The sequence below is a fragment of the Streptomyces sp. NPDC088124 genome, assembly GCF_040685895.1.
Lineage (GTDB): Bacteria > Actinomycetota > Actinomycetes > Streptomycetales > Streptomycetaceae > Streptomyces.
In genome coordinates, this window is record NZ_JBFBJB010000052.1 from 31,314 (window position 1) to 53,155 (window position 21,842).

General features: G+C 69.4%; 17 protein-coding genes and 1 pseudogene. 5 read left to right on the top strand and 13 right to left on the bottom strand.

All coding sequences use genetic code 11. The features are described 5' to 3' along the window. Positions 1–61: 61 nt before the first annotated feature. The 3 genes from AB0P17_RS32890 to AB0P17_RS32900 form a co-directional block, all read right to left on the bottom strand. Positions 62–970, bottom strand: coding sequence for a YceI family protein (locus tag AB0P17_RS32890; RefSeq protein ID WP_365816703.1), 909 nt, complete (start codon positions 968–970; stop codon positions 62–64). A gap of 347 nt (positions 971–1,317) precedes the next feature. Then, positions 1,318–1,743: a cation transporting ATPase C-terminal domain-containing protein gene (locus tag AB0P17_RS32895; RefSeq protein ID WP_365816705.1), complete on the bottom strand. Its 426-nt coding sequence runs from the start codon at positions 1,741–1,743 to the stop codon at positions 1,318–1,320. Positions 1,744–1,772: 29 nt separating this feature from the next. Next, the gene (locus AB0P17_RS32900; protein WP_365816707.1) at positions 1,773–2,759 is read right to left on the bottom strand and encodes a polyphosphate kinase 2 family protein; all 987 of its coding nucleotides are present in this window, start codon (positions 2,757–2,759) and stop codon (positions 1,773–1,775) included. Between the two features lie 180 nt (positions 2,760–2,939). On the opposite strand from AB0P17_RS32900, the gene AB0P17_RS32905 reads away from it, so the two are divergent. Continuing rightward, complete coding sequence (locus tag AB0P17_RS32905) at positions 2,940–4,361, top strand: DUF2252 domain-containing protein (RefSeq protein ID WP_365816709.1); 1,422 nt, start codon at positions 2,940–2,942, stop codon at positions 4,359–4,361. A 90-nt stretch (positions 4,362–4,451) separates the two neighbouring features. Here the strand turns inward: AB0P17_RS32905 and AB0P17_RS32910 are convergent, their stop codons facing one another. The 5 genes and pseudogenes from AB0P17_RS32910 to AB0P17_RS32930 form a co-directional block, all read right to left on the bottom strand. Next, a complete protein-coding gene (locus tag AB0P17_RS32910; protein ID WP_365816711.1) occupies positions 4,452–5,726 on the bottom strand; it encodes a cation:proton antiporter in 1,275 nt (424 codons plus the stop codon). Between the two features lie 177 nt (positions 5,727–5,903). Then, positions 5,904–6,946: pseudogene (locus tag AB0P17_RS32915) on the bottom strand (LacI family DNA-binding transcriptional regulator). Positions 6,947–7,055: 109 nt separating this feature from the next. Continuing rightward, a complete protein-coding gene (locus tag AB0P17_RS32920) occupies positions 7,056–7,925 on the bottom strand; it encodes a carbohydrate ABC transporter permease (RefSeq protein WP_365816713.1) in 870 nt (289 codons plus the stop codon). Then, complete coding sequence (locus tag AB0P17_RS32925) at positions 7,915–8,934, bottom strand: sugar ABC transporter permease (RefSeq protein ID WP_365816715.1); 1,020 nt, start codon at positions 8,932–8,934, stop codon at positions 7,915–7,917. The genes AB0P17_RS32920 and AB0P17_RS32925 overlap by 11 nt, the downstream gene beginning before the upstream one ends. A 1-nt stretch (position 8,935) precedes the next feature. Then, positions 8,936–10,222, bottom strand: coding sequence for an extracellular solute-binding protein (locus AB0P17_RS32930; protein ID WP_365816717.1), 1,287 nt, complete (start codon positions 10,220–10,222; stop codon positions 8,936–8,938). Positions 10,223–10,802: 580 nt separating this feature from the next. On the opposite strand from AB0P17_RS32930, the gene AB0P17_RS32935 reads away from it, so the two are divergent. Further along, on the top strand, positions 10,803–11,924 hold the full coding sequence (locus tag AB0P17_RS32935) for a peptidoglycan recognition family protein (RefSeq protein WP_365816719.1): 1,122 nt from the start codon (positions 10,803–10,805) through the stop codon (positions 11,922–11,924). 119 nt (positions 11,925–12,043) lie between these two features. Beyond that, positions 12,044–13,255 (top strand): cytochrome P450, encoded by a 1,212-nt coding sequence (locus tag AB0P17_RS32940; RefSeq protein ID WP_365816721.1) that lies wholly within the window; start codon positions 12,044–12,046, stop codon positions 13,253–13,255. A gap of 9 nt (positions 13,256–13,264) precedes the next feature. Here AB0P17_RS32940 and AB0P17_RS32945 read toward each other — a convergent pair whose 3' ends face one another. From AB0P17_RS32945 to AB0P17_RS32965, 5 genes are all read right to left on the bottom strand, one after another. Further along, positions 13,265–15,580 (bottom strand): FdhF/YdeP family oxidoreductase, encoded by a 2,316-nt coding sequence (locus AB0P17_RS32945; protein ID WP_365816723.1) that lies wholly within the window; start codon positions 15,578–15,580, stop codon positions 13,265–13,267. Between the two features lie 44 nt (positions 15,581–15,624). Beyond that, positions 15,625–16,137, bottom strand: coding sequence for an SRPBCC family protein (locus AB0P17_RS32950; protein ID WP_365816725.1), 513 nt, complete (start codon positions 16,135–16,137; stop codon positions 15,625–15,627). Positions 16,138–16,461: 324 nt separating this feature from the next. Then, on the bottom strand, positions 16,462–17,265 hold the full coding sequence (locus tag AB0P17_RS32955; RefSeq protein ID WP_365816727.1) for an ABC transporter ATP-binding protein: 804 nt from the start codon (positions 17,263–17,265) through the stop codon (positions 16,462–16,464). Then, complete coding sequence (locus tag AB0P17_RS32960) at positions 17,262–18,329, bottom strand: iron chelate uptake ABC transporter family permease subunit (RefSeq protein ID WP_365816729.1); 1,068 nt, start codon at positions 18,327–18,329, stop codon at positions 17,262–17,264. Before AB0P17_RS32960 ends, AB0P17_RS32955 begins: the two co-directional genes overlap by 4 nt. Further along, a complete protein-coding gene (locus AB0P17_RS32965) occupies positions 18,326–19,381 on the bottom strand; it encodes an iron chelate uptake ABC transporter family permease subunit (protein WP_365816731.1) in 1,056 nt (351 codons plus the stop codon). The genes AB0P17_RS32960 and AB0P17_RS32965 overlap by 4 nt, the downstream gene beginning before the upstream one ends. A 136-nt stretch (positions 19,382–19,517) precedes the next feature. On the opposite strand from AB0P17_RS32965, the gene AB0P17_RS32970 reads away from it, so the two are divergent. Continuing rightward, positions 19,518–20,495, top strand: coding sequence for an iron-siderophore ABC transporter substrate-binding protein (locus AB0P17_RS32970; protein ID WP_365816733.1), 978 nt, complete (start codon positions 19,518–19,520; stop codon positions 20,493–20,495). A gap of 295 nt (positions 20,496–20,790) precedes the next feature. Then, on the top strand, positions 20,791–21,783 hold the full coding sequence (sbnA, locus tag AB0P17_RS32975; RefSeq protein ID WP_365816735.1) for a 2,3-diaminopropionate biosynthesis protein SbnA: 993 nt from the start codon (positions 20,791–20,793) through the stop codon (positions 21,781–21,783). The last annotated feature ends 59 nt before the right edge of the window (positions 21,784–21,842 follow it).

The window sequence follows — 21,842 nt, forward strand, 5'->3', positions numbered from 1 at the left end:
GCCGGCCCGTCGGCCGACCCGCGTGGCGACGGCTGTCCGCCGAGGCGCCCCGCCCCGCCGGCTACTCCGGCGGGGTGGGCGTCTCGTCGCAGCGGAACATCACCTGGATGTCCAGTTCCAGCTGGATGGTCGGCCCCACGATCGCGATACCCCTGGCCAGCATGGAACTCCAGTTGAGGGTGTAATCCTCGCGGTGGAGTTCCGTCCGTGCCTTGGCGGCGCAGCGGAGTTCTTCTCCGTAACCGCCATTCACGGATCCGAGATAATCCGTCTCCAGACTGACCGTGCGGCTGATTCCGTGCAGCGTGAGGCTGCCGTGCACGGTCCACCTGTTGCCCGCATGACGCTGGAAGCGTTCGCTGACGAACTGGATGTACGGATAGTTCTCCACATCCAGGAAGTCCGCGGATCGGAGATGGGTGTCCCGCGTATTGTTTCCGGTCGTAATGCTCGCCGCGTCGATGGTGCACTCGGCGTAGGAGTCCTCCGGCCGTTCACCGACCCGCACTCCGCCGTCGAACCGGGTGAACCGGCCGTGCACATTGGCCATCCCGACATGGCGCGCGATGAACCGGACGGCCGTGTGCGGCGGGTCGAAGAGCCAGATACCCGGCTGCGGCGGCTCCAGGGGGCGCGAGTGCTCCAGCGTGACCCGGAAGTGGCTCTGCCGGCCCGCGTCGACGTCCACCGTGAGCTGCGTGGGGAGCAGCCCGTCCGCCATGACCAGGACGGAGTACCGTCCGGTGGGCAGGCCGACGGTGAAGGTGCCGTACGGATCGGTGCGGCCCTTCATCACCACGTGTCCGGTGTGGTTCGCCTTCACCTGGATTTCGGCGCCGTCCATCGGGTGACCGTTGGGCTGGCCGACCTCCAGGGCGAGCGCCCCGGCCGTCAGGGGTATCCGGGACAGCACATCCGTCGCTTTGCCGCCCGCTTTCGACTTCCCCCGTCGCAGTAACGAGAGGCCCATGTTGACACCCTTCTTCCAGACACTGATACGGAGAGCCGAGAAACTCTCCGGAGAAGCGGTGGGCTCCTTTTCCGAGAATATCGGCCGCTTTTCACCGCGCGACCACGCCACCGTTGCCCCGCCGAGTGTCCGGTCGCACGGGGGAAGAGGTGGCCCCGAGATAGTAGACCAGATCATCCACGCTTCAACGACCGGACTCCCGCACTATCCCAACTGTGCCTGTCGGGTGAAGATTTCCGTGGGCCGGAAACACTTTCCTCACAATGTGAGGGCGCTTGGTCAATGTATCCACGCGATGAATTCACCAAGCCGGAACATGCCGAACGGATCCGCCCCCGCCGCCCGCGTCACGTGGCTCTCGACCGTCGGGCCGGCAGCTTCCCCAGTTCCCACAGAAGCAGGAGCGCGAGGGCGGTGAACGCGATCGACCGACCGGTCCCGACGCTGTCGAAATGGGCCTGACCGAGCTTGATCAGTCCGAGCAGGACGACGGTGATCGCCAGCCCGCCGATTCCGACCGTGACCCGTACGGGCCGGGTGAGCACCGGCTCCCCTCGCGGACGCGGCCTGCGTCGCATGAGCCCCGGGCTCTCCCGGTCGAAGCCGAGCGCGAAGCCGAACGAGGCATTGACCACGAAGTGGATCCACAGCACCTGCGCCACGACATGGCCCTTCTTCTTGAGCGTGTCGGCGAGCAGCACCTTGTGCTCCGGCGCGACGCGCCCCACCACACCGATGCCGTCGATGCGGGCGGGCTGCTCGTCCTCGCTCATGGCGGCGAAGTCGGCGCGGTCCGAAAGCCCTAGCCGCGCTTCTTCTTCCGGGCTCCGCTCCCGGCGGCCCGCGTGGCCGACGGATGCCGATCGGCGTACGGATCGGCCGGGGCCCCGGAAGGGGCCTCCCGTTCCAGCTCCCCTTTGGTGACGAGCAGGTCCTTCCGCGCCTCTTCCGCCACCTCGGGGTAGTGAGGATCGATGTCCATCAGGGTGTGCGCGAGGACCGCCGCCGCGCAGATCCGCGCGAACCACTTCCGGTCCGCCGGCACGACGTACCACGGCGCCCACTTCGTACTCGTGGCCGACAGCGTCTCGGAGAACGCGTGCTGGTAGTCGTCCCACCGGCGCCGCTCCCGGACGTCGGCCGCGGAGAACTTCCAGTTCTTCTCCGGCAGGTCGATCCGCTTCAGGAAGCGGGTGCGCTGCTCCTCCTTGGAGAGGTTCAGGAAGACCTTCACCACCTTGAACCCGTTCTCCGTGAGGTAACGCTCCCAGTGGTTGATCTCCCGGTAGCGCCGCCGCCAGATCCCCGGCCCGCGCGTGCCGTCCGGCAGCTTCTGCCGGACCAGGTTCTCGGGGTGGACCCGCACCACGAGAACCTCCTCGTAGTGCGAGCGGTTGAAGATGGCGATCTCGCCGCGCGTGGGCAGCCGCTGGGCGTAACGCCACAGGTAGTCGTGGTCGAGTTCCTCGGCGGAGGGCACCTTGAAGCTGCTGACTCGTACGCCCTGGGGGTTGACGCCGCTCATCACATGGCGGATCGTCCCGTCCTTGCCACCGGCGTCGAGTGCCTGGAGACAGAACAGCACACCGTACGTGTCCTGCGCGGCCAGCCGCTCCTGGTACTCGGCCAGCAGCGACACCCCGGTCCGCAGCAGTTCGATCCCGTCCCGCTTCTTCATCCCGGCCTTGTAGCGAGGATCGAAGTCCCGGTCCAGGTGCACCTTCGACCCCGGTTTCACCCGTAGTGGCTTGATGAAATCCGCGACGCGTTCGGCTCTCTCGTCCGACATCAGGATCAGCCCTTCTGCCGCGACAGGATTCCTCGCACTCATTCTCTGCTCACCTGGACAAGATCGCCCGCTGAGGCCGGGGCCGGTCGTGGGGACCGGTGCGGAGGATGCCGGGTGAACCCGAAGCTGCGAGGCTTGAGGTACGGACCATCACGTGCCCCGTCCTCCAGGAGGCTTCCGATGACCGGCGAAGCGGTGACGAACATCCAGGGCGGACCATGGCTCTCTCCCCAGGAGAGCGCGGCGCTGGGCAGAGCGGCACGGGCCCGGGCGCCCCGCTCCGCCCATGAGGCGTTCGAGCCGGCTCCGCGCCGCACGGACCCGGTGAGCGTCGTCGAGGCGCAGTCGGCGACCCGCGTGCCCGAACTCGTACCGATCCGCTACGGCCGGATGACGGAGTCCCCGTTCCGCTTCTACCGCGGCGCGGCCGCGATCATGGCGAAGGATCTGGCCCGCACCCCCACCTCCGGGCTGCGGGCGCAGTTGTGCGGCGACGCGCACCTGCTGAATTTCCGCCTGCTGGCGTCGCCGGAGCGCAACCTCCTCTTCGACATCAACGACTTCGACGAGACGCTGCCCGGCCCCTGGGAGTGGGACGTCAAGAGGCTGGCGGCCAGCATGGTGATCGCGGGGCGGGAGAACGGCTACACGGCCGCGGAGCGCGCCGCGATCGTACGGGGTACGGTCCGGTCCTACCGCGAGGAGATGCGCCGCCTCGCGGGGCTGCCCCAACTCGCCGTCTGGTACGCGAAGGCCGACGCGGCGCAGTTGGAGGCCGTGGCCTCCGGCCGGTTGCGGCAGCGTGGCCGCAAGCAGGTGTCCAGGGCCCTGGCGAAGGCACGCACCCGGGACAGTCTCCAGGCCTTCGGGAAGCTGACGCGGGTGGTGGAGGGGCGGCGGCGGATCGTCGCCGTACCCCCGGTCGTCATGCCGATGACGGACCTGCTGCCGGACCTGCAGCGGGCCGAGCTCGAGGGGATGATGCGGGACCTCATCTCGCGGTACGGGAGGACCCTGCGGCCGGACCACCGGCATCTGCTCCAGCAGTTCGCCCTGGTCGACGTGGCGCGGAAGGTGGTCGGGGTCGGGAGCGTCGGCACCCGTTGCTGGATCATCCTGCTGGTGGGCCGGGACAGCGGGGACCCGCTGTTCCTCCAGGCGAAGGAGGCCGACGAGTCGGTGCTCGCCGCCTACGCCGGGAAGAGCGAGTTCAGCACGCAGGGCGAGCGGGTCGTGACCGGCCAGCGCCTGATGCAGGCGGCCAGTGACATCTTCCTCGGCTGGGAACACGTGCACGCGCCCGACGGCAAGGAACGGGACTTCTACGTACGGCAGTTGCGCGACTGGAAGGGCATCGCGGAACCGTCGAACATGGTGCCGCGCGGCATGGGCGTCTTCGGCGAACTGTGCGGCGCCACGCTCGCCCGTGCCCACGCGCGCTCCGGCGACCGGATCGCCATCGCCGCCTATCTGGGACGCGGGGACGTGTTCGACCGGGCGCTCGTGCGCTTCGCCGAGTCCTACGCCGACCAGAACGAGCGTGATCACCAGGCGCTCGTCGACGCCGTCGCCTCGGGCCGGGTCGCGGCGCAGGCCGCCTGATCCGGCGGGCGGCGCCCGGGCCGTCCGACGCGCGGGCCGGCACCTTCGCCGCCCGGCGGCCTCGTCCGGCGAGCGCGCCGCGGGCGTGTCTCACGCACCGGGGCGCGGGGCTCTCCCCGCCAGTCCCCTGACCGGCAGTTCGTCCGCGGGCGGTCGCCGGCCCGCCCCGGCGTCCGGGCGTACCGCCGATCCGTACCACCGGGCGAGCGGACCCGAGGTGAGGCCGTGCGCCACGACGCTGAGCAGAACGGTACAGACCACCACCGGCACCACCACCCGGGCGGCGGCGGGCGCGAGCTCCTCGACGGCCAGCAGCCCGAAGATGACGGACGCGAGCCCGCGTGGCCCGAACCAGCCGACGAACAGCACGGTCCTGCGGTCCAGCCCGCTGCCCAGCAGGGCCAGCGCCACCGGCACCATCCGGATCACCGTCAGGCTCAGTACCGCGTAGCAGACGGCCTGCCAGGTCAGATGCTCCAGCGCCGCCGGGAGCATGACGGCCCCGAACATGAGCCAGACCAGCAGGGACAGCACCGACGCCGACTGCTCGACGAACGCGAGCTGCCACTCCGGAGCGCCTTCTCCGTACGCCGTTCCGAACGCCAGCCCGGCGACGAAGGCCGCGACGAACCCGTTGCCGCCGACCACGATCGCCGAGGTGTAGCAGAGCAGGGCCAGCGCCAGCACGGCGGTTCCCGCGGAACTCTCCACCGTCCAGGACCGGCGCAGCGCGGAGCGCACCAGCAGGCCCGAGACCAGACCGATCGCCGCCCCGTACACCAGGCCGATGAGCAGTTCCACAAGGGCGCCGCCGGCCCCCTCATGCCCCGCGCCTCCCCCGGCGGCGGCCAGACCGGCGAGTGACAGGACGACGACGGGGGTGGCGATGCCGTCGTTGAGACCGCTCTCCACATTGATCGTCCGGCGGATCCGGGCGGGAACCGCCGGGTTGTTCATCATCGAGGCGCCGAGCGCCGCGTCCGTGGGAGCCAGCGCGGTTCCCAGGTAGAGCGCGGCCCAGCCGGACACACCGGGAACGAGACCGAGCGCCACCAGGGTGCCGAGTCCGATGCACAGCGGCAGTCCGATCAGCAGGAGGCGCGCGTACAGACCGAGGTCCGGACGCAGCGACCGGAGGGAGAGCCGTGCCGCGTCGGTGAAGAGCACCCAGGTGAGGGTGGTTTCCACCAGTGTCCTGACCGTCGCCGGCGACGGCGCGAGCTCGTCCGTGCCGAACCCGTGGTGCAGCAGGAATCCGGCGGCCACGAACACGACGGGGGCGGTGAGTTCGACGCGCGCCACCTTCTGTGCGCACACGCCCCACGCGAACAGCAGGAGCAGGATGAGGGAGAAGACGGCGTCCACCCGGCCGAGCGTACGGAGCCGCGCGCGCTTCGGGTGGAGGGCCGCGCCGGGGGCCGTCGCGTGTTCACCCCACCTCCGGCCCGCCGCGCGGCGTTCGGGGACGGGTGCCGGTCCCCACCCGGACGGGTCGTCGCGAGGCCCCGTCCGGGTGGGAGGCGCGGCTGCGGAACGACCCGGTCAGGCCGAGCCCCGGACCACCAGTTCCGGGCGGACCCAGGCGTCCGCGCCGCTCAGTGGCTCCTCGCCCGCGCGCAGCCGGGCCACCTGCTCGACGGCGAGCCGCCCGAGCTGCCGCTTGTCGAGGTGCAGGGTGGTCAGCGCGGGTTCCACCAGTTCGCCCAGGGAGAGCCCGTCGAACCCCATGACGGCGAGGTCGTCGGGTACGCGCCGGCCGTGCCGCCGGGCGGCGCGCATCGCTCCGACGGCGATCAGATCGTTGAAGCCGAAGACCGCGGTGATCTCGGGCCGTACCTCCAGCAGCCGTTCGAGACCCGCCTCGCCGCCCGCGACGCTGTGCTCGGGGCACAGCACGACCCAGCTCCGGTCGAGCGCCAGGCCGTGCCGGCGCGCCTCGGCCAGAAAGGCCTCCCGCCGGGGGCCGGGGGCGTCCGGCCGGTCGCCGTCCAGCATGCCGATCCTGCGGTGCCCCGCGCTGACCAGGTGGGCGACGCCCTGCGCCAGTCCGGCGGCCGCGTCGATGCCCACGGCGGCGAACCGGGTCTGCTGCGGGCCGCGCTCCAGCAGTACGAGCGGTACGCCGCCGAGGTGCCGGGCGAGGGCGTCGTCCTCGTTCTTGAAGTAGCCCACGACCGCGTCCGTCTGGTGGGACAGTACGTCGAGGGCCTCGCGCTCCCTGGCGTCGTCGGTGCGGGTGTCCCACACCACCACCTGCCAGCCGCGCTGCTCGGCGGCCTCCAGCACACCGGCGGCCACCTCGGGGAAGAACGGGTTCATCAGGTCCGGGATCACCAGACCCGCGGTCACCGCCCCTTTGCGGACGAGGCCCCGCGCGAACCGGCTCGGCCGGTAGTCCAGCAGGCGGGCCGTCTCCAGCACCCGTTCCTTCGTGGCCGGGTCGATTTCTCCCTTGTTGTTGACCGCCCGGGAGACCGTCTGTCGTGATACCCCGGCCAGTCGCGCGACATCGTGGATCGTGGCCCGGTGGTGAGGGCCGTCAGGCTCGTCGATCGTGGCTCCCGTTGCTGGTTGTCGGCCCACACGCTGTGCACTGTAGCCGGTCACAACGGCTCCGGCGCCAGGCATTTCGCGGAGTTCGCGGAGGGGGAACGGGAGCGATTCCACGTCCCCGCCGTCCGGTTCCACGGGCATTCACATCTTCGTCGCCCCCGCGGCGAGGTCCCGCAGGAAGTGCCGTGCCCCGATCAGGAAGACGACGATCAGCGGGACGACGCTCATCAGCGCCCCCGCCATCACCAGGGCGTAGTCGGTGTTGTAGGCCACGTTGAGGTTGGCGAGGGCGACCTGGAGGGTGAGCCGGTCGGGGTTGACCAGGACGACCAGCGGCCAGATGTAGTCGTTCCAGATCTGGATGAAGGTGAAGATGCCGAGGAACGCCAGCGCGGGCCGGAAGAGGGGCAGCGCGATCCGCGCGTACAGCCGGAAGAAGCCCGCGCCGTCGATCCGTCCGGCGTCGAGGAGTTCGTCGGGCAGCGAGTTCTGCGCGTACTGGCGCATCCAGAAGATGCCGAAGGCGTTGGCCGCGCCGGGAATGATCAGCGCCTTCAGCGTGCCGGCCCACCCGAACTCGGCCATGGTGACGAACTGCGGCACCAGCGACAGCTGCGCGGGGATCATGTACGTCGCCATGAGGGCGCCGAAGAGGAACTTCTTGGCCGGGAAGTCGTACTTGGCGAAGGCGAAGGCGGCCAGGGAGTCGAAGAACAGCACCAGGACCGTGCCCGTCACGGCGACCACCACGGTGTTGAACAGCGAGGTGAAGAAGTCGATGCGGTGGATCACCTCCTGCATGTTGTGCAGCAGTTGGGTGCCCGGCACCAGTGTGGGCGGATAGCTCAGGATGTCCTGGCTGGTGACCGAGGCCATCACCACCAGCCAGTAGAAGGGGAACATCGAGACCAGCACTCCGAGGAGCAGGGCCACACGGACCCAGATCCGGGCCGCCCTGCTGCCGGCGCCGATGGCGAGCCCCGCGTGCGAGGCCGTGGGGTCAGCGGCCATTGCGGGCCCCCTTGCGCAGGGTGAAGCCACGCCGGCCGTCACGGTCGGAGCCCGACACCAGCCGCCAGTTGATGACGGCGAAGAGCGCGATGATCGCGAACAGGAGCCAGCCCATCGCGGCCCCGTAACCGAACTGGAGGTCGTTGAAGGACCTCTGCCACAGATAGAGCACGATGGTCATACCTTCCTGGCCGGGACCGCCGGTGGATCCCGGGTCGTCCGAGTAGAAGAGCACTTGGGGCTCGGTGAAGATCTGCAGGCCGTTGATGGTGGACGTGATGACGGCGAACAGGATCACCGGCCGCAACTGCGGGACCACGACCCGGAAGAGGACCTGCCGGCTGTTCGCCCCGTCGACCCGGGCGGCCTCGAAGAGCTCGGTGGGAATGGCCTGGATACCGGCGAGGAAGATCAGGGCGTTGTAGCCGACCCACCGCCAGATGATCATGATCGAGACGGCCGCCTTGATGCCGAGGTCCGAGCTCAGCCATCCGACGCCATCCACCCCGACCGCCTTGAGCAACGAGTTGGCCAGGCCGGTCTGGGCGAAGACCGAGCCGAAGACGATGGTCATGGCGACCATCGACGTGACGTTGGGGATGAAGTACGCGACCCGGTAGGCGGCGGAGAAGCGCACCTGCGAATGGAGCAGGAAGGCGAGCCCCAGGGCCAGGAGGAGCATCGGCACCGTGGAGAAGAACCAGATCTCGAAGGTGTTGAGGATCGAGTGCCAGAACACCGGGTCGTGGAGCAGCCAGTCGTACTGCTGCAGCCCGACGAAGCGCATGTCGCCGATGCCGTCCCAGTCCTGGAAGGACAGGTAGAGCGAGAAGAACACGGGGAAGGCCCCGAAGACGGCGAAGAGCAGGTAGTACGGGGAGATGGCGAGGTACGGGGGCAGGTGGCGCCGCCACCGCCCGGGCGGCCCCCCGGCGCGGGCGGGCCGGGCGGCCGGTCCCTTGCCGCTGCGGGCAGCCGGGGCCTCGGGGGCTTCCGCTACGGTGGCCATGTCAGCTCACCCCCCGCTGGGACAGCGCGGTCTCGGCGGCGTTCATGGCGTCCCGCCAGGCCTTGTCGGGGTTCTTGCCGAGCGTTTCCACGTTGGTCAGCTCCTGGAAGACGGGGGTGTTGGCGGTCGCCTCGTAGGGGCTGGAGTAGATGACCGGGGCTTTCTCGGCGGCCGGGCCGAAGACGTCCACAGGGATCTGACCACCGAAGAAGGGATCGGGTGCGCGCATCGCCGACGTGGTGTACACGGACGGCGTCGTGGGGAACAGCGCCATCTCCTGATAGCTCTTCAGCTGGTTCTCGGGCCCGAGCATCCACCTGAGGAAGGCGAACGCCCCTTCCGGGTCGCGGCAGTAGCGCGTGACGCCCACGTACGAGCCGCCGTAGTTGGTCGGCCCGCCGGGCATCGCGGTCAGCCGCCAGGAACCGGAGGTCCTCGGCGCCACGTTCTTGAGGCCGTTGATCCCCCACACCGCGTTGAGCAGGGAGGCGACCCGGCCGCCGCTGACGGCCGCGTTGTAGTCGGGCTGGTTGTCCAGGAACCCGGCGCTGAGTCCCTGGCGGTGTGCTTCCACGGCCACGTCCCAGGCGTGTTTGACGTGCTCCTGGTCGCCGATGAAGCGGTCGTCGGCGTCGACGAACTGCCGCGGGCTCTGGTAGAGGACCATCCGGAAGACGTAGCTGATCTGCGAGACCAGGTACGGCTTCCCGGGCGCCCTGGCCTTGAGGGTCCGGCCCACCGAGAGGTACTTCTCCCAGGTGGAGGTGGCCTCGGCGACCTCTCCCGGCTCGGTGGGCAGTCCCGCCCTGCCGAAGAGGTCCGGGCGGTAGTAGAGCGCTGTCGGCCCCGCGTCGAGCGGGAAGCCGATCAGCCGGCCGGTCGGGCTGATGCCGCTCTTCCACTTCCATTCCAGGTACTGGTCCTCGACGGCCTCAGCGCCGAGGTCCCGCAGGTCCAGGAACTCCTGTTCGTCCGGGAAGAACTCGGAGATACCGGAGTTCACACAGGCCAGGTCCGGTACGTAGGCCTGTGCGGCCATGCTGGTGCGCAGCTTCGACTTGTAGTCGCCGGCGATCGGTGAACCCTTCACCTTCAGCCCGGGCACTCCGGGCACCGACCGCCCGGAGGCGGCGAGGAGTTTCTCGCTCAGCGCTCCGTTCCAGTACCAGATGCTGAGATGGTCGGTGCCCGCGGAGGCCGAGCCGTTGCCCGCCCCGCATCCCGGCAGCCCCAGCAGGGCGGCGCCCGCGCCCCCCAGGGAGGCCCCCAGCAGACGCCTGCGGGACATCGTTCGGTGTTCCATGGGCTCGCACTCGCTTTCCGGGCACGGCTCGGCCGGGGTGCGCCGGCCCGGCCCGCTGACGGGGTGGGGAAGATCGTGAACAGCGTCGACAACTCGCTACGCGACCACGCTGACAAAGCTGGCAACCCTGACAACGATGTCGGCGGGTGATTCCGGGGCTCTGGGCGACATCGTCGTGGGTCCGTGAACGTTCACGTGAACGTTGCCGTCGAGTATCGGCGCGGCCGAAAACCAGTGTCAAGAGACGTGCGCCGACTGGATCACCAACATGTTTCCGGTGGTGCGCTCCTCGTCGCGACGCGGCCCCGCCGGCCGTACCGCCGGGGCCGGGCGGGCAGCCACGGGGGCGACGGGGGCAACCGCGCGGGCCGCCACACGGGCGGTCGTGCGGGCCGTCGCGCGGCCACCGCGCGGGAGCAACTCCCCACCACCGCTTTGAGGTTAGGGTGTCGCCAGCGATCGACGAGGCGCGTGCGCGCTTCGCCGCCGGCCGCTTACGCCGAGCGGCCCCACCCGGCCGGAACGCCGGGTTCGCATGGTTGTCGACCATTCGAAAGGACCCAGCATGGCCCCTCCGTTCTCCTTGACGCGCCGCACCGTCTTCAGAGCGGCCGCCGTCGCGGCGGGCGTTGCCGCCGTGCCGACGCTCCTCCCGGCCGTGCCCGCCAAGGCCGCCCGTACGGTCCGCGTACCCGGCACCCGCGCGAAGGCCGTCGTCGGCGCCGCCGCCCGGGCCGTGGAAGCGGACTTCCCCATCCAGTACGTGGGCGTCACCTGGAGCGGGCCCCAGCGGGGCGCCGGCATCAGACTGCTGGGACAGGACGGCAACCGCGGGGCGTGGACGGCGCTCCGGCCGACGTGCGTGGCCGGCGCCGACGCGGACGGCCCCGCGTCGTCGGGGCGCGTCAGCGTGCTGGTTCCGGCCAACGGGGCGGCGGGGTACGAGCTGCGGTTCCCGGACGGGGCCACCGACACGCGCTCCACCGCCATCGACACGGTCGACGGACCGGCCGTCGAACGCGCCGTCACCAGCACGACGGGACAGTTCCTCGGCATCGACTACATCACCCGGGCGGGGTGGGGCGCCGACGAGTCCCTTCGTTTCAAGGCCGATGGCAGCGAGAACTCGCCGGGGACCTACTACCCGGCCCAGACCCTGACGGTGCACCACACGGCGGGCGCCAACGGCGATTCGGATCCGGCGGCCACCATCCGGGCGTATTACCACCTTCACGCGATCGAGAACGACTGGGGCGACATCGGCTACCACTTCCTGATCGACGAGGCGGGCCGTGTCTACGAGGGGCGCTACTCGGGCACGGACGGAATGCCCGCCCATGACGCCGACGGAAAGATGGTGACCGCCTTCCACGCCGCCGGCTTCAACTCCGGCAACCTCGGCATCGCGCTGCTGGGTACGTTCACCGACCAGTCGCCGACGCCCGAGACCCGGAAGTCGCTCACCAGGCTGCTGGCGGCGCTCTCCGAGTACCACGGCTTCGATCCGCAGGCCGCCGTCACCTTCGTCAACCCGGTCAACGGCGTGACGAAGGACGTCCAGATGATCAGCGGTCACCGTGACTGGCTCGTCACCGACTGCCCCGGCGCCACGCTGTACGACGGACTGCCCGCCCTGCGCGCGGACGTCGCCTCGGCGCGGTCGGAGAACCGGGCTCGCAAGCTCTGAGACCGGCAGCGCCGGTACCGGTGCCTCCCTCCAGCGGGGGGAGGCACCGGCCGGCGTCGCGGCGGCCGGTCCCCGGCTGCGCGCCGCGGTGCAGACTCCCGCTGTCTAGGGTGGAGGCCATGCCCAACTCAACTCCCGCTCCGCCGCCCCTCCTCGACCCCGAGGTGACCGCCCGGCTGACCGCCGACCCGTACTCCGCGTACGCGCGGCTCCGCGAGGCGGGGCCCGTCCACCGCGTCGCGGGGACGGACGGGCTGCCGGCCTGGCTGGTCACGCGCTACGACGACGTACGCCAGGCCCTCGCCGATCCGCGGCTCTCCCTGGACAAGCGCAACGCGGCACCGGGCGGCTACCAGGGGATGGCGCTGCCGCCGGCGCTGGACGCCAACCTGCTGAACATGGACCCGCCCGACCACACCCGGATCCGGCGTCTCGTGTCCCAGGCGTTCACCCCGCGGCGTATCGCCCTCCTGCGCGAACCCGTCAGGAAGACGGCCGACCTGCTGCTGGACGCCATCGCACCGCTCGGCCGCGCCGACCTGATCGCCTCGTACGCCGCGCCGCTGCCGATCACCGTGATCTGCGATCTGCTGGGCGTGGCCCCGCACGACCGGCAGGACTTCCGGTCCTGGACCGATGCCCTCGTGGCCCCGGACCCCGCGCGGCCGGACCTGGCCAAGGGAGCCGTCCGGTCCATGCTGGCCTTCTTCACCCGGCTCGTCGCCGACAAGCGGGCCGCCCCCGCCGACGACCTGGTCTCCGACCTGATCGCCGTACGCGACAACGAGGACCGGCTGAGCGAGGACGAGCTCATGTCCCTGGTCTTCCTCATCCTGTTCGCGGGGTACGAGAACACGGTCCATCTGATCGGCAACGCCACCCTGGCCCTGCTCAGCCACCCCGGCCAACTGGCCGCGCTCCGCGCCGACCCCGGCCGGCTGAGCGGCGCGGTCGAGGAGCTGGCCCGCTACGACGGGCCCGCGCCCCTGGCCATCCGCCGGTTCCCCACCGAGGACATCACCATCGGCGGCGTCGGCATTCCGGCCGGTGAGACCGTCCTGCTGTCGCTGGCCTCCGCGCACCGCGACCCGCACCGCTACACCGAGCCCGACCGCCTCGACATCGGCCGTGACGCCACCGGTCACCTCGCCCTCGGTCACGGCATCCACTACTGCCTCGGCGCGCCCCTGGCCCGCATGGAGACCGAGGTAGCCCTCGCCGCGCTCCTCGACCGCTTCCCCGGGCTCGCCCTCGGCACCCCGCCGGAGGGCCTGAAGTGGCGGCCGTCGCTGCGCGCCCGCGGCCTGCTCGCACTGCCGGTCAGCTACTGACGGCCCGTTTCATCGTCTGCGCGGCGCCACCGGCCCCCGTGGTTCCAGACGGACCACGATGCCTTTGGAGGTCGGTGTGTTGCTGGTGTCCGCCACGCTGTCCAGAGGTACGAGGACATTGGCCTCGGGGTAGTAGGCGGCGGCGCAGCCGGGGGGCGTGGGGTAGGAGACGAGCCGGAAGTCCTCGGCACGTCGTTCGGTGCCGTCCTGCGCGACACCGACCACGTCCACCTGGGCACCGTCCTTCAGCCCGAGGGCGCGCAGGTCCCCGGGGTGGACGAGCACGATCCGGCGGGATCCGTGGATGCCCCGGTACCGGTCGTCGGTCGTGTAGGGCACGGTGTTCCACTGGTCGTGGGAGCGGAGCGTCTGGAGCAGGAGGTGTCCTTCCGGGGCGCTCAGCGCCTCGAATGCGTTGCGGGTGAAGAGTGCTCTGCCGCTGGGGGTGGGGAAGACGCCCTCGTTCACGGGGTTCGGCAACGCGAAGCCGCCGGGCTTGCGCACCCGTGTGTTGAAGTTCTCGAAGCCGGGCACGACGCGCGCGATGCGGTCCCTGATGTTGCCGTAGTCCGCCTCGAAGTGTTCCCAGGGGACGGACACCTTGTCGCCGAGTGTGCGGCGGGCCAGCCTGCTGAGGATCGCGACCTCGCTGAGCAGGTGACTCGATGCCGGGGCCTGGCGGCCGGACGAGGCGTGCACCTGGCTCATGGAGTCCTCGACGGTGATGAACTGCTCTTCGCCGTTCTGACAGTCCCTTTCGCTGCGGCCGAGGGTCGGGAGGATCAGGGCGGTGTCGCCGCAGACGGTGTGGGAGCGGTTCAGTTTGGTGGAGATGTGCGCGGTGAGGCGGCACCTGCGCATCGCCTTCTCGGTGAGGTCGCTGTCGGGGGCGGCCCGTACGAAATTGCCCGCGAGACCGAGAAAGACCTTGGCCCGGCCCTCCAGCATCGCCCGGATGGAGGCAACCGTGTCCAGCCCGTGGTGGGCGGGCGGGGTGAAGGCGAATTCGCGGGCCAGCGCGTCCAGGAACTCCTTGGGCATCCGCTCCCAGATCCCCATGGTCCGGTCGCCCTGGACGTTGCTGTGTCCGCGTACGGGGCAGACGCCGGCGCCGGGCCGGCCGATGTTCCCCCGCAGGAGCTGGAAGTTCACCAGTTCGCGGATGGTGGGCACCCCGTGCTTCTGCTGGGTGAGTCCCATGGCCCAGCAGACGACGATCCGCTCGCTGGCCAGGACCCGGTCCCGCAGTTCCTCGATCTGCTCCCGCGTCAGACCGGTGGCCGCCAGGACGTCCGGCCAGGAGACGGTGGCACGAAGGTGGGCGGCGAACTCCTCGAACCCGCTGGTGTGCTGGTCGATGAACTCCCGGTTCAGCACCGTCCCCGGCGCGGTGTCCTCGGCCTCCAGCAGGAGCAGGTTCAGCGCCTGGAAGAGGGCGAGGTCGCCACCCAGCCGGATCTGGAGGAACTGGTCGGCGATGGTGGTACCCCGGCCGACCACCCCGCGCGGCTTCTGCGGGTTCTTGAAGCGGATGAGGCCCGCTTCGGGGAGTGGGTTGACGGCGACGATCTGCCCACCCCCGCGCTTGGTCTCCTCCAGTGCGGAGAGCATCCGGGGGTGGTTGCTTCCCGGGTTCTGTCCCACGGTGAGCACCAGGTCGGCGTGGTGGATGTCCAGCAGGCTCACATCGCCCTTGCCGATGCCCAGCGTCTCGTGCAGGGCCGCGCCGCTCGACTCGTGGCACATGTTGGAGCAGTCGGGGAGGTTGTTGGTCCCCAGGGCCCGGGCGAAGAGCTGGAGAACGAAGGCGGGCTCGTTGCCGGCCCGGCCCGAGGTGTAGAAGATCGCCTCGTCCGGGGAGTCCATGGCCCGCAGCTCGTCGGCGATCAGGCCCAGGGCGTCGTGCCAGTTGATCGGCTCGTAGTGATCCGCGCCCGGCCGTTTCACCATGGGCCGGGTGAGCCGGCCCTGCTGGTTCAGCCACCGGTCCGAGGCCCGCCCCAGTTCGGAGACCGAATGGCGCCGGAAGAACTCCGGAGTGACGCGCCGCGTGGTGGCCTCGTCGTTGGCGTGCTTGGCGCCGTTCTCGCAGTACTCGTTCCTGTGCCGTTCGCCCGGCGCGGGGTCCGGCCAGGCGCAGCCCGGGCAGTCGAAGCCCTCGGTCTGGTTGATGTCGAGCAGGTTCAGTGCCGTACGGCGGGCCGTTGTCTCCCCCAGGGAGTACTCGACCGCGTGCGCCACCGCCGGGACTCCGGCCGCCCACTTCTTCGGCGGGGTGATCTTCGCCTGCTCGCCGCCCGGGTCACCGTTCGATGATGCTCGCACCGTCACAACCTTCCGCTTCGGGTCTTCACGTCGTACGGGCTGCTTCAGCCGGTGGGCCAGTTCGGCACGTGCGGCGGCGGACGGTCCGAGTCCGGTTCCACCTGCCCACCGCTGATCGTTCCCCGCCACTGCCCGGTCTCCCGGCCCTGGCCCTCGATGTACTCCTTGAACCGCCGGAGATCCGCGCGCACCTGCCTGCGGACCAGGCCCAGGGCGTCCACGGCACGCTCGGCGGCGCCGTGCGGAGTGAAATCGATATGGAGGGTGACCCGGCAGCGGGTGTCGCCCAGTGACCGGAAACGCACCGAACCGGTCAGGCGGCGCGTGCCCACCGTGCGCCACTCCACCCGGTCGTCGGGGCGCTGCTCGGTGATCTCCGCGTCGAACGCGCGGGACACGCCGCCGTATCCGGTCACCCAGTGCGTCATGGAGGAGCTCGACCGGTCCACTCGGCGCACTCCGGTCATGAACTGGGGAAAACACTCGAATTGGGTCCACTGGTTGTAGGCCATCTGGACCGGCACGTCGATGTCGACCGCGCCTTCGATGACGCTCATGGTTGCCCTGCCTCTCCGCGACGGCACAGGTGCACACCACACCCGGCCGTGGTGCCACGCCACTGGTTGCCCGTTCCGCGCGATTTCAATCCGGGCGATGGGCGGAATGCCTCCCGTCACCGCGGCCGGCATGGCGGCCGGGAACGGCCCGGGAAGCACCTACGGCGGACAGGCGGGCCCGTGGCCGGGCACACGCATGAGCACACTCACCCAGGCACGCGATCGATCGGGATACTCGGCGCCGGAAAGACCGGAGCGGCCATCGTCCGCCGGGCGGCCCGCTTCGGCCCGCCACGGCGGTACGTGGCCCTCTCCTGCCGGTGGTCAGCCGCTGGGCTGAAGGGAGTTGAGGTGCGCACTGATGGGAACGACGAGTGGCATACCGGAGACCGGGTCCTCAAGGACCTTGGCCGACAACCCGAAGATGTCCTTCAGCCTGTCCTCCGTGAGCACCTGAGCCGGCGCTCCCTTCGCGAGGATCCGGCCCTCGCGCATGGCGACGATGGTCTCCGCGTAGCGTGCGGCGAGGTTGAGGTCGTGCAGCACCATCACCACGGTGGTGCCCCGCTCGATGTGCAGACGGTGGATCAGATCGAGCACCTCGACCTGATGGGCCAGGTCGAGGTAGGTGATCGGCTCGTCCAGGAGCAGGATGTTCGTTCCCTGGGCCAGGGTCATGGCAATCCAGGCCCGCTGACGCTGACCGCCTGAGAGTTCGTCGATGACCCGCCCCGCGTGCTCGTCCATGCCGGTGAGGGCGAGGGCGTCCTGGACGGCTTCGTCGTCGGCCGGGGACCATTGGCGGTACCAGTGCTGGTGGGGGTAGCGGCCTCTCGCCACCAGTTCCGCAACCGACAGCCCTTCGGGGGCGAGTGGGGTCTGAGGAAGGATCCCGACCCGCTGTGCCACTTCGCGGGAAGGCAGCTTCTCGATGTGTTTGCCGTCCAGCAGAACCCTGCCGCTGCTGGGGGTCAACAGCCGTGCCATGGACCGCAGCAGAGTGGATTTGCCGCATCCGTTGGGACCGATGATCGCGGTGACCGTGCCCTCGGGAACTTCCAGGTCGAGATTGTCGACTACGCGGCGTTCCCCGTAACCGAGTCGGACGCTCTCTGCTCGCAGGGTCACGCGGTTTCCTTTCGGCGGTTGCGGACGAACAAGAAGATCAGATACGGGGCGCCGAGGATGGCGGTCAGCACTCCCACCGGAAGATCTGTGGCCCCGGGCGCCACCCGTACGGCGAAGTCCGCGCTGACGGTGAGCAGCGCGCCGAGCACCAGGGAGCTGAGCAGTGGTGGCTGCGCGGCACGGACCAGTCGCAGGGCGATCTGCGGTGTGGCCAGCGCGACGAAGGTGATCGGCCCGGCCGCGGCCGTCGCCACCGATGCCAACAGCACGGCGAGCAGCAGGAGGATCCCCCTGGACGCGTCGACCCTGAGCCCGAGCCCGCGTGCTGTGTCGTCCCCGAACTGGAGCGTGCTCAACGTGCGGGAGCAGATGAGGGTGACCGGGACCAGTACGGCCAGCGCGGTCAGGACCGGACCGACGGACTCCCAGCCGACATCGCTGAGGTTACCCACGATCCAGGTAGTGGCACGAGTGGCGGAGTCGACGTCGCCGACGGTCAGGAGCCAGTAGACGATGTTGTATCCGACGGCGGAGATACCGATGCCGATCAGCACCATGCGGTAGCCGTCGATGCCTTTGCGCCAGGAGAGGAGGTAGAGCAGCGTACCGGCGGTCAGTCCGCCCACCAGTCCACCGAGCGGGACGCCCAGGGAGGCGAGGTTGCCGCCGATGACGATGGCGCTGACCGCGCCCACTCCCGCGCCCCAGGTGATGCCCAGAACATCGGGGCTGGCAAGGGGATTGCGGGCGATGGACTGGAAGACGGCCCCGGCGAGGCCGAGGGCCCCACCGACGAGAATTCCGCTGAGTGTGCGCGGGAGCCGGAGGTCGAAGATGATTCCCCGGGTCCGTGCGTCTCCTCCACCGGTCAGGGTGTCGAGTACGTCGGAAACGCTGATGTACGAGGACCCGAGACCGATGTTGAGCGAGGCCATGAGGACGAGCAGAGCGATCGCGATCACCGGCACGACCAGGGAGCGGAGACGGAAGCTCCAGCCGACCGGTCCTGACGCGATCGCCCGACGCCCTGGGATCGAGGACTTGCTCAAGGCGATGCGGCTCATATGCGGACGACTCCCTTGCGGTGCACCATGAACACGAAGACGGGGGCCCCGATGATCGCGATCATGATGCCTACCTCGAACGTGTCGCCGGAGATCACCCGGCTCAGTACATCGGCCGTGATGATCAGCACCGCACCGGTCAGAGCCGCGCACGGCACGAGCCACCGGTAGTCGGGCCCCGTGACCATGCGGGCCAGGTGCGGGGCGAGAAGTCCGAGGAAGGCGATCGGCCCGCAGGCTCCCACCGCGGCTCCGGTGAGCAACGTAATGGCGAGGATGCCGACTACGCGGGTGCGTCGGACATTCTGTCCGAGCGCCTTGGCGACATCGGTCCCCAGGGCAAGCGCGTTCATTCCGGAAGTGCTGGCGAGTGCCAGGACCAGGCCGACGACGATGAACGGCAGAACCTGGCCGAGGACCGCGTAGTCGCGACTGGCGATGGACCCGACGTGCCAGAAGCGGTAGGTCTCCATGCCTTGCCGGTTTCCCAGGACGATGGCCGCGATCAGGCCGTTGAGGAGGGCGCTCACCGCCGCGCCGGCCAGGGTCAGGGTGATCGGTGTGGAGCCGGAGCCGCCGATACTGCCGAGCGCGAAGACCACGCAGCTGGCGAGGAGGGCCCCGGCAAACCCGAACCAGATGTAGCCGTACAGGCTCTGGACGTCGAGGACGACGACGGCGGCGACGACGGCGAAGGCCGCCCCTTGGTTGACGCCGAGCAGGCCGGGGTCGGCGAGCGGGTTCCTGGTGTGAGCCTGGATGAGTGACCCCGCTACGCCCAGGGCCAGACCGACGCAGAGGCCCAACAGCGTACGCGGCAACCGCAAGGACCGGACGATGATGTGGTCCTCGACCGGCGCCGGGTCGGTGAGGGCCTGCCACACCGTTCCAGGGGCGATCGGCTTCGTACCCAGCATGATGCTGGCGGCGCAGACCAGAAGCAGAGCAAGGGCGAGCAGCCAGAGGGCTCGTCTGCGGCGCAGGCGACGCCGGCCGCTCTCACCGAGCGCCGCGGCGTGGGACTTACTGCCGTGCTCTGCGAGCGCGGTCACTTGGGTCTCCCCTCAACGTGCCGTACACCTCGACCAGTTGGAGCAGTCTGAAGAACATCTTAGGGTGTCTTAGGTAAGCCTCACTTTACAGACGGGATCACCGATGCCGCTCCCCGCCCTTACGCTCGGTCGACGCGTGTCCACCGTGTTCGTCTCCGCCTCCCTCCTGGCGCTCACGGCCTGCTCGGGAGGTGATGCCGGCGACAGTGAGAAGCAGGCGGACTCGAAGGCCGGAGGGTATCCGCGCACCATCACGCACGCGATGGGCAGGACGACCGTCGACAGCAAGCCGGAGACGGTGGCCGCGCTCGACTCCTCCTACGTGGACGCGGCCGTCGCCCTCGGGATCAAGGTCGTGGCCGCCACGCGTTACCCCGCGGCTTCCGAGCAGCTGCCGGACTATCTCCCCGCCGAGGACAAGAAGTTCGCCGCCGACGCGAAGATCGTCGGCGAGCTGGACTCGCCGGATGTCGAGAAGCTGTACGACGCCGAGCCCGACGTCATCGTCTCCGCGAAGATTCGGCACGAGAAGATCTACGACGAGCTCGGCAACGTCGCCCCTACGATCTTCAGCGAGTCGACCGGCCTCACCTGGAAGGACAACATCCGCCTCCTGGGCAGGGCCTTCGGCAAGGAGAAGGTGGCCGAGGACAAGATCAACGCCTATGAGCAGCGCGCCGCCGAGATCGGGGCCGCCATCAAGAAGAAGTACGGAGCCGATACGTCGGTCTCGCTCGCGCGCTTCACCGAGGGCGAGTCCACCGTGCGTCTCTACAGCAGCGCCTCGTTCCCCGGGACGGTCTTCTCCGACACCGGCCTGCGGCGCGCGAAGGGCCAGCCGGACGTCAAGGACTCCATCAAGATCGATCTCAGCCAGGAGGAGATCAGCAAGCTCGACGCCGACCGGATCTTCGTCGCGACGTACGCCGACCCCCGGGAGAACAAGGAGAACCCCAAGAAGCGGTTCCAGGCGAACCCTCTGTGGGGCTCTCTGAAGGGTGAGACCACCGACGTGGACGACACTTCCTGGATCACCTCGGTCAGCCTTCAGGGTGCGAACGTCATCCTGGACGACCTCGCCGAGCAGTTCGGCGTCGACCCGGCCCGCTCCTGACCACCGGAACGGCCGACGGGCGACCACACGGGCTCGAACCGTGCGGATTCCCGGCGACCCCTCGCGGGAAGTCTCCAGAGCCATGACGCTCACGCCGGTGCGGTGTCGGCCAATGTGGCGGGTTACCCCAGTTGGCCCAGCGGCCAGGTTAGGCTAACCTAACTACACCAATCGGCCGCTGTGGCCACGCAGTTCCTGTTCTCCAGTGAATGCCGCCCGTTTGCCGCGATCAACCGTGCAGCGCCGTCAATATCCTGACCAAGAGACGTCACCTCACCCGCAAGGATGATATCTTTTGCCCCCCACTGATTCCGCTGCCATCGAGGATGTCCGCAGTTCCATTCTGGATTGCGTCGGCAACACTCCTCTTGTTTCCCTCGACCGCCTGTTCCCGGATCCTGAGATCGAGGTCCTTGCCAAACTCGAACTCATGAACCCGGGTGGCAGCATGAAGGACCGCCCTGCGCAGTTCATCATGGAACGCGGACTCGCCGACGGCTCCATACCGGCCGACGCCCATATCATCGAGTCCAGTTCCGGCAACTTCGGAATCGCCCTGGCCATCGCGGCCCGGCTTTTCGGGCTCAGCTTCACCTGTGTCGTCGACCCGAAGACCACACAGGCCAACGTGCTGCTGCTGCGCAGCCTGGGCGCGAACGTGGAGATCGTCAACACGGTCGACGAGTCAGGGGGGTATCTGCACACGCGACTTCGCCGGGTGCGGGAACTCGTCGCTGCCACTCCGAACTCCATGTGGATCAACCAGTACGCGAATGAGCGGAACTGGCTTGCGCACTACCACGGTTCCGGAGCCGAGATATCGCGGCAGTTGATCCGGCCTCCGGACTATTTTTTTGCCGCCGTGAGTACGAGCGGGAGCATTCTCGGTTGCTCGCGGAAGCTGAGGGAGAGTTTTCCCTCGGTCCGCGTGATAGCCGTCGACGCGGTCGGCTCCGTTATTTTCGGCACCCCTCCGGGTCGGCGTGAGATCCCCGGCATCGGTTCCAGTCGGATACCGGAACTCCTGCAGAGGGACGAGATCGACGAAGTGGTGCACGTGAACGATGTGGACGCGGCGCTCGCCTGTCGCGAACTCCTCGCCACCGAGGGCATATTCGCCGGCGGTTCCACAGGGTCGGTGGTCGCCGCGATGCGCAAGCGGCTGAAGGACCAGCCGGGTCCCTGCCGTGCGGTGGCGCTCTTCCCCGACCGCGGTGACCGCTACATGGATCTCATCTACGACGACACCTGGCTGAACAAGCAGCGTGACCTGCGGTCCGGCCTCTGACCGGGTGGCAGGTCGGCACTTGCCCGTACCAGGAAGCCCCATTCGCACGGAGCCCCGGA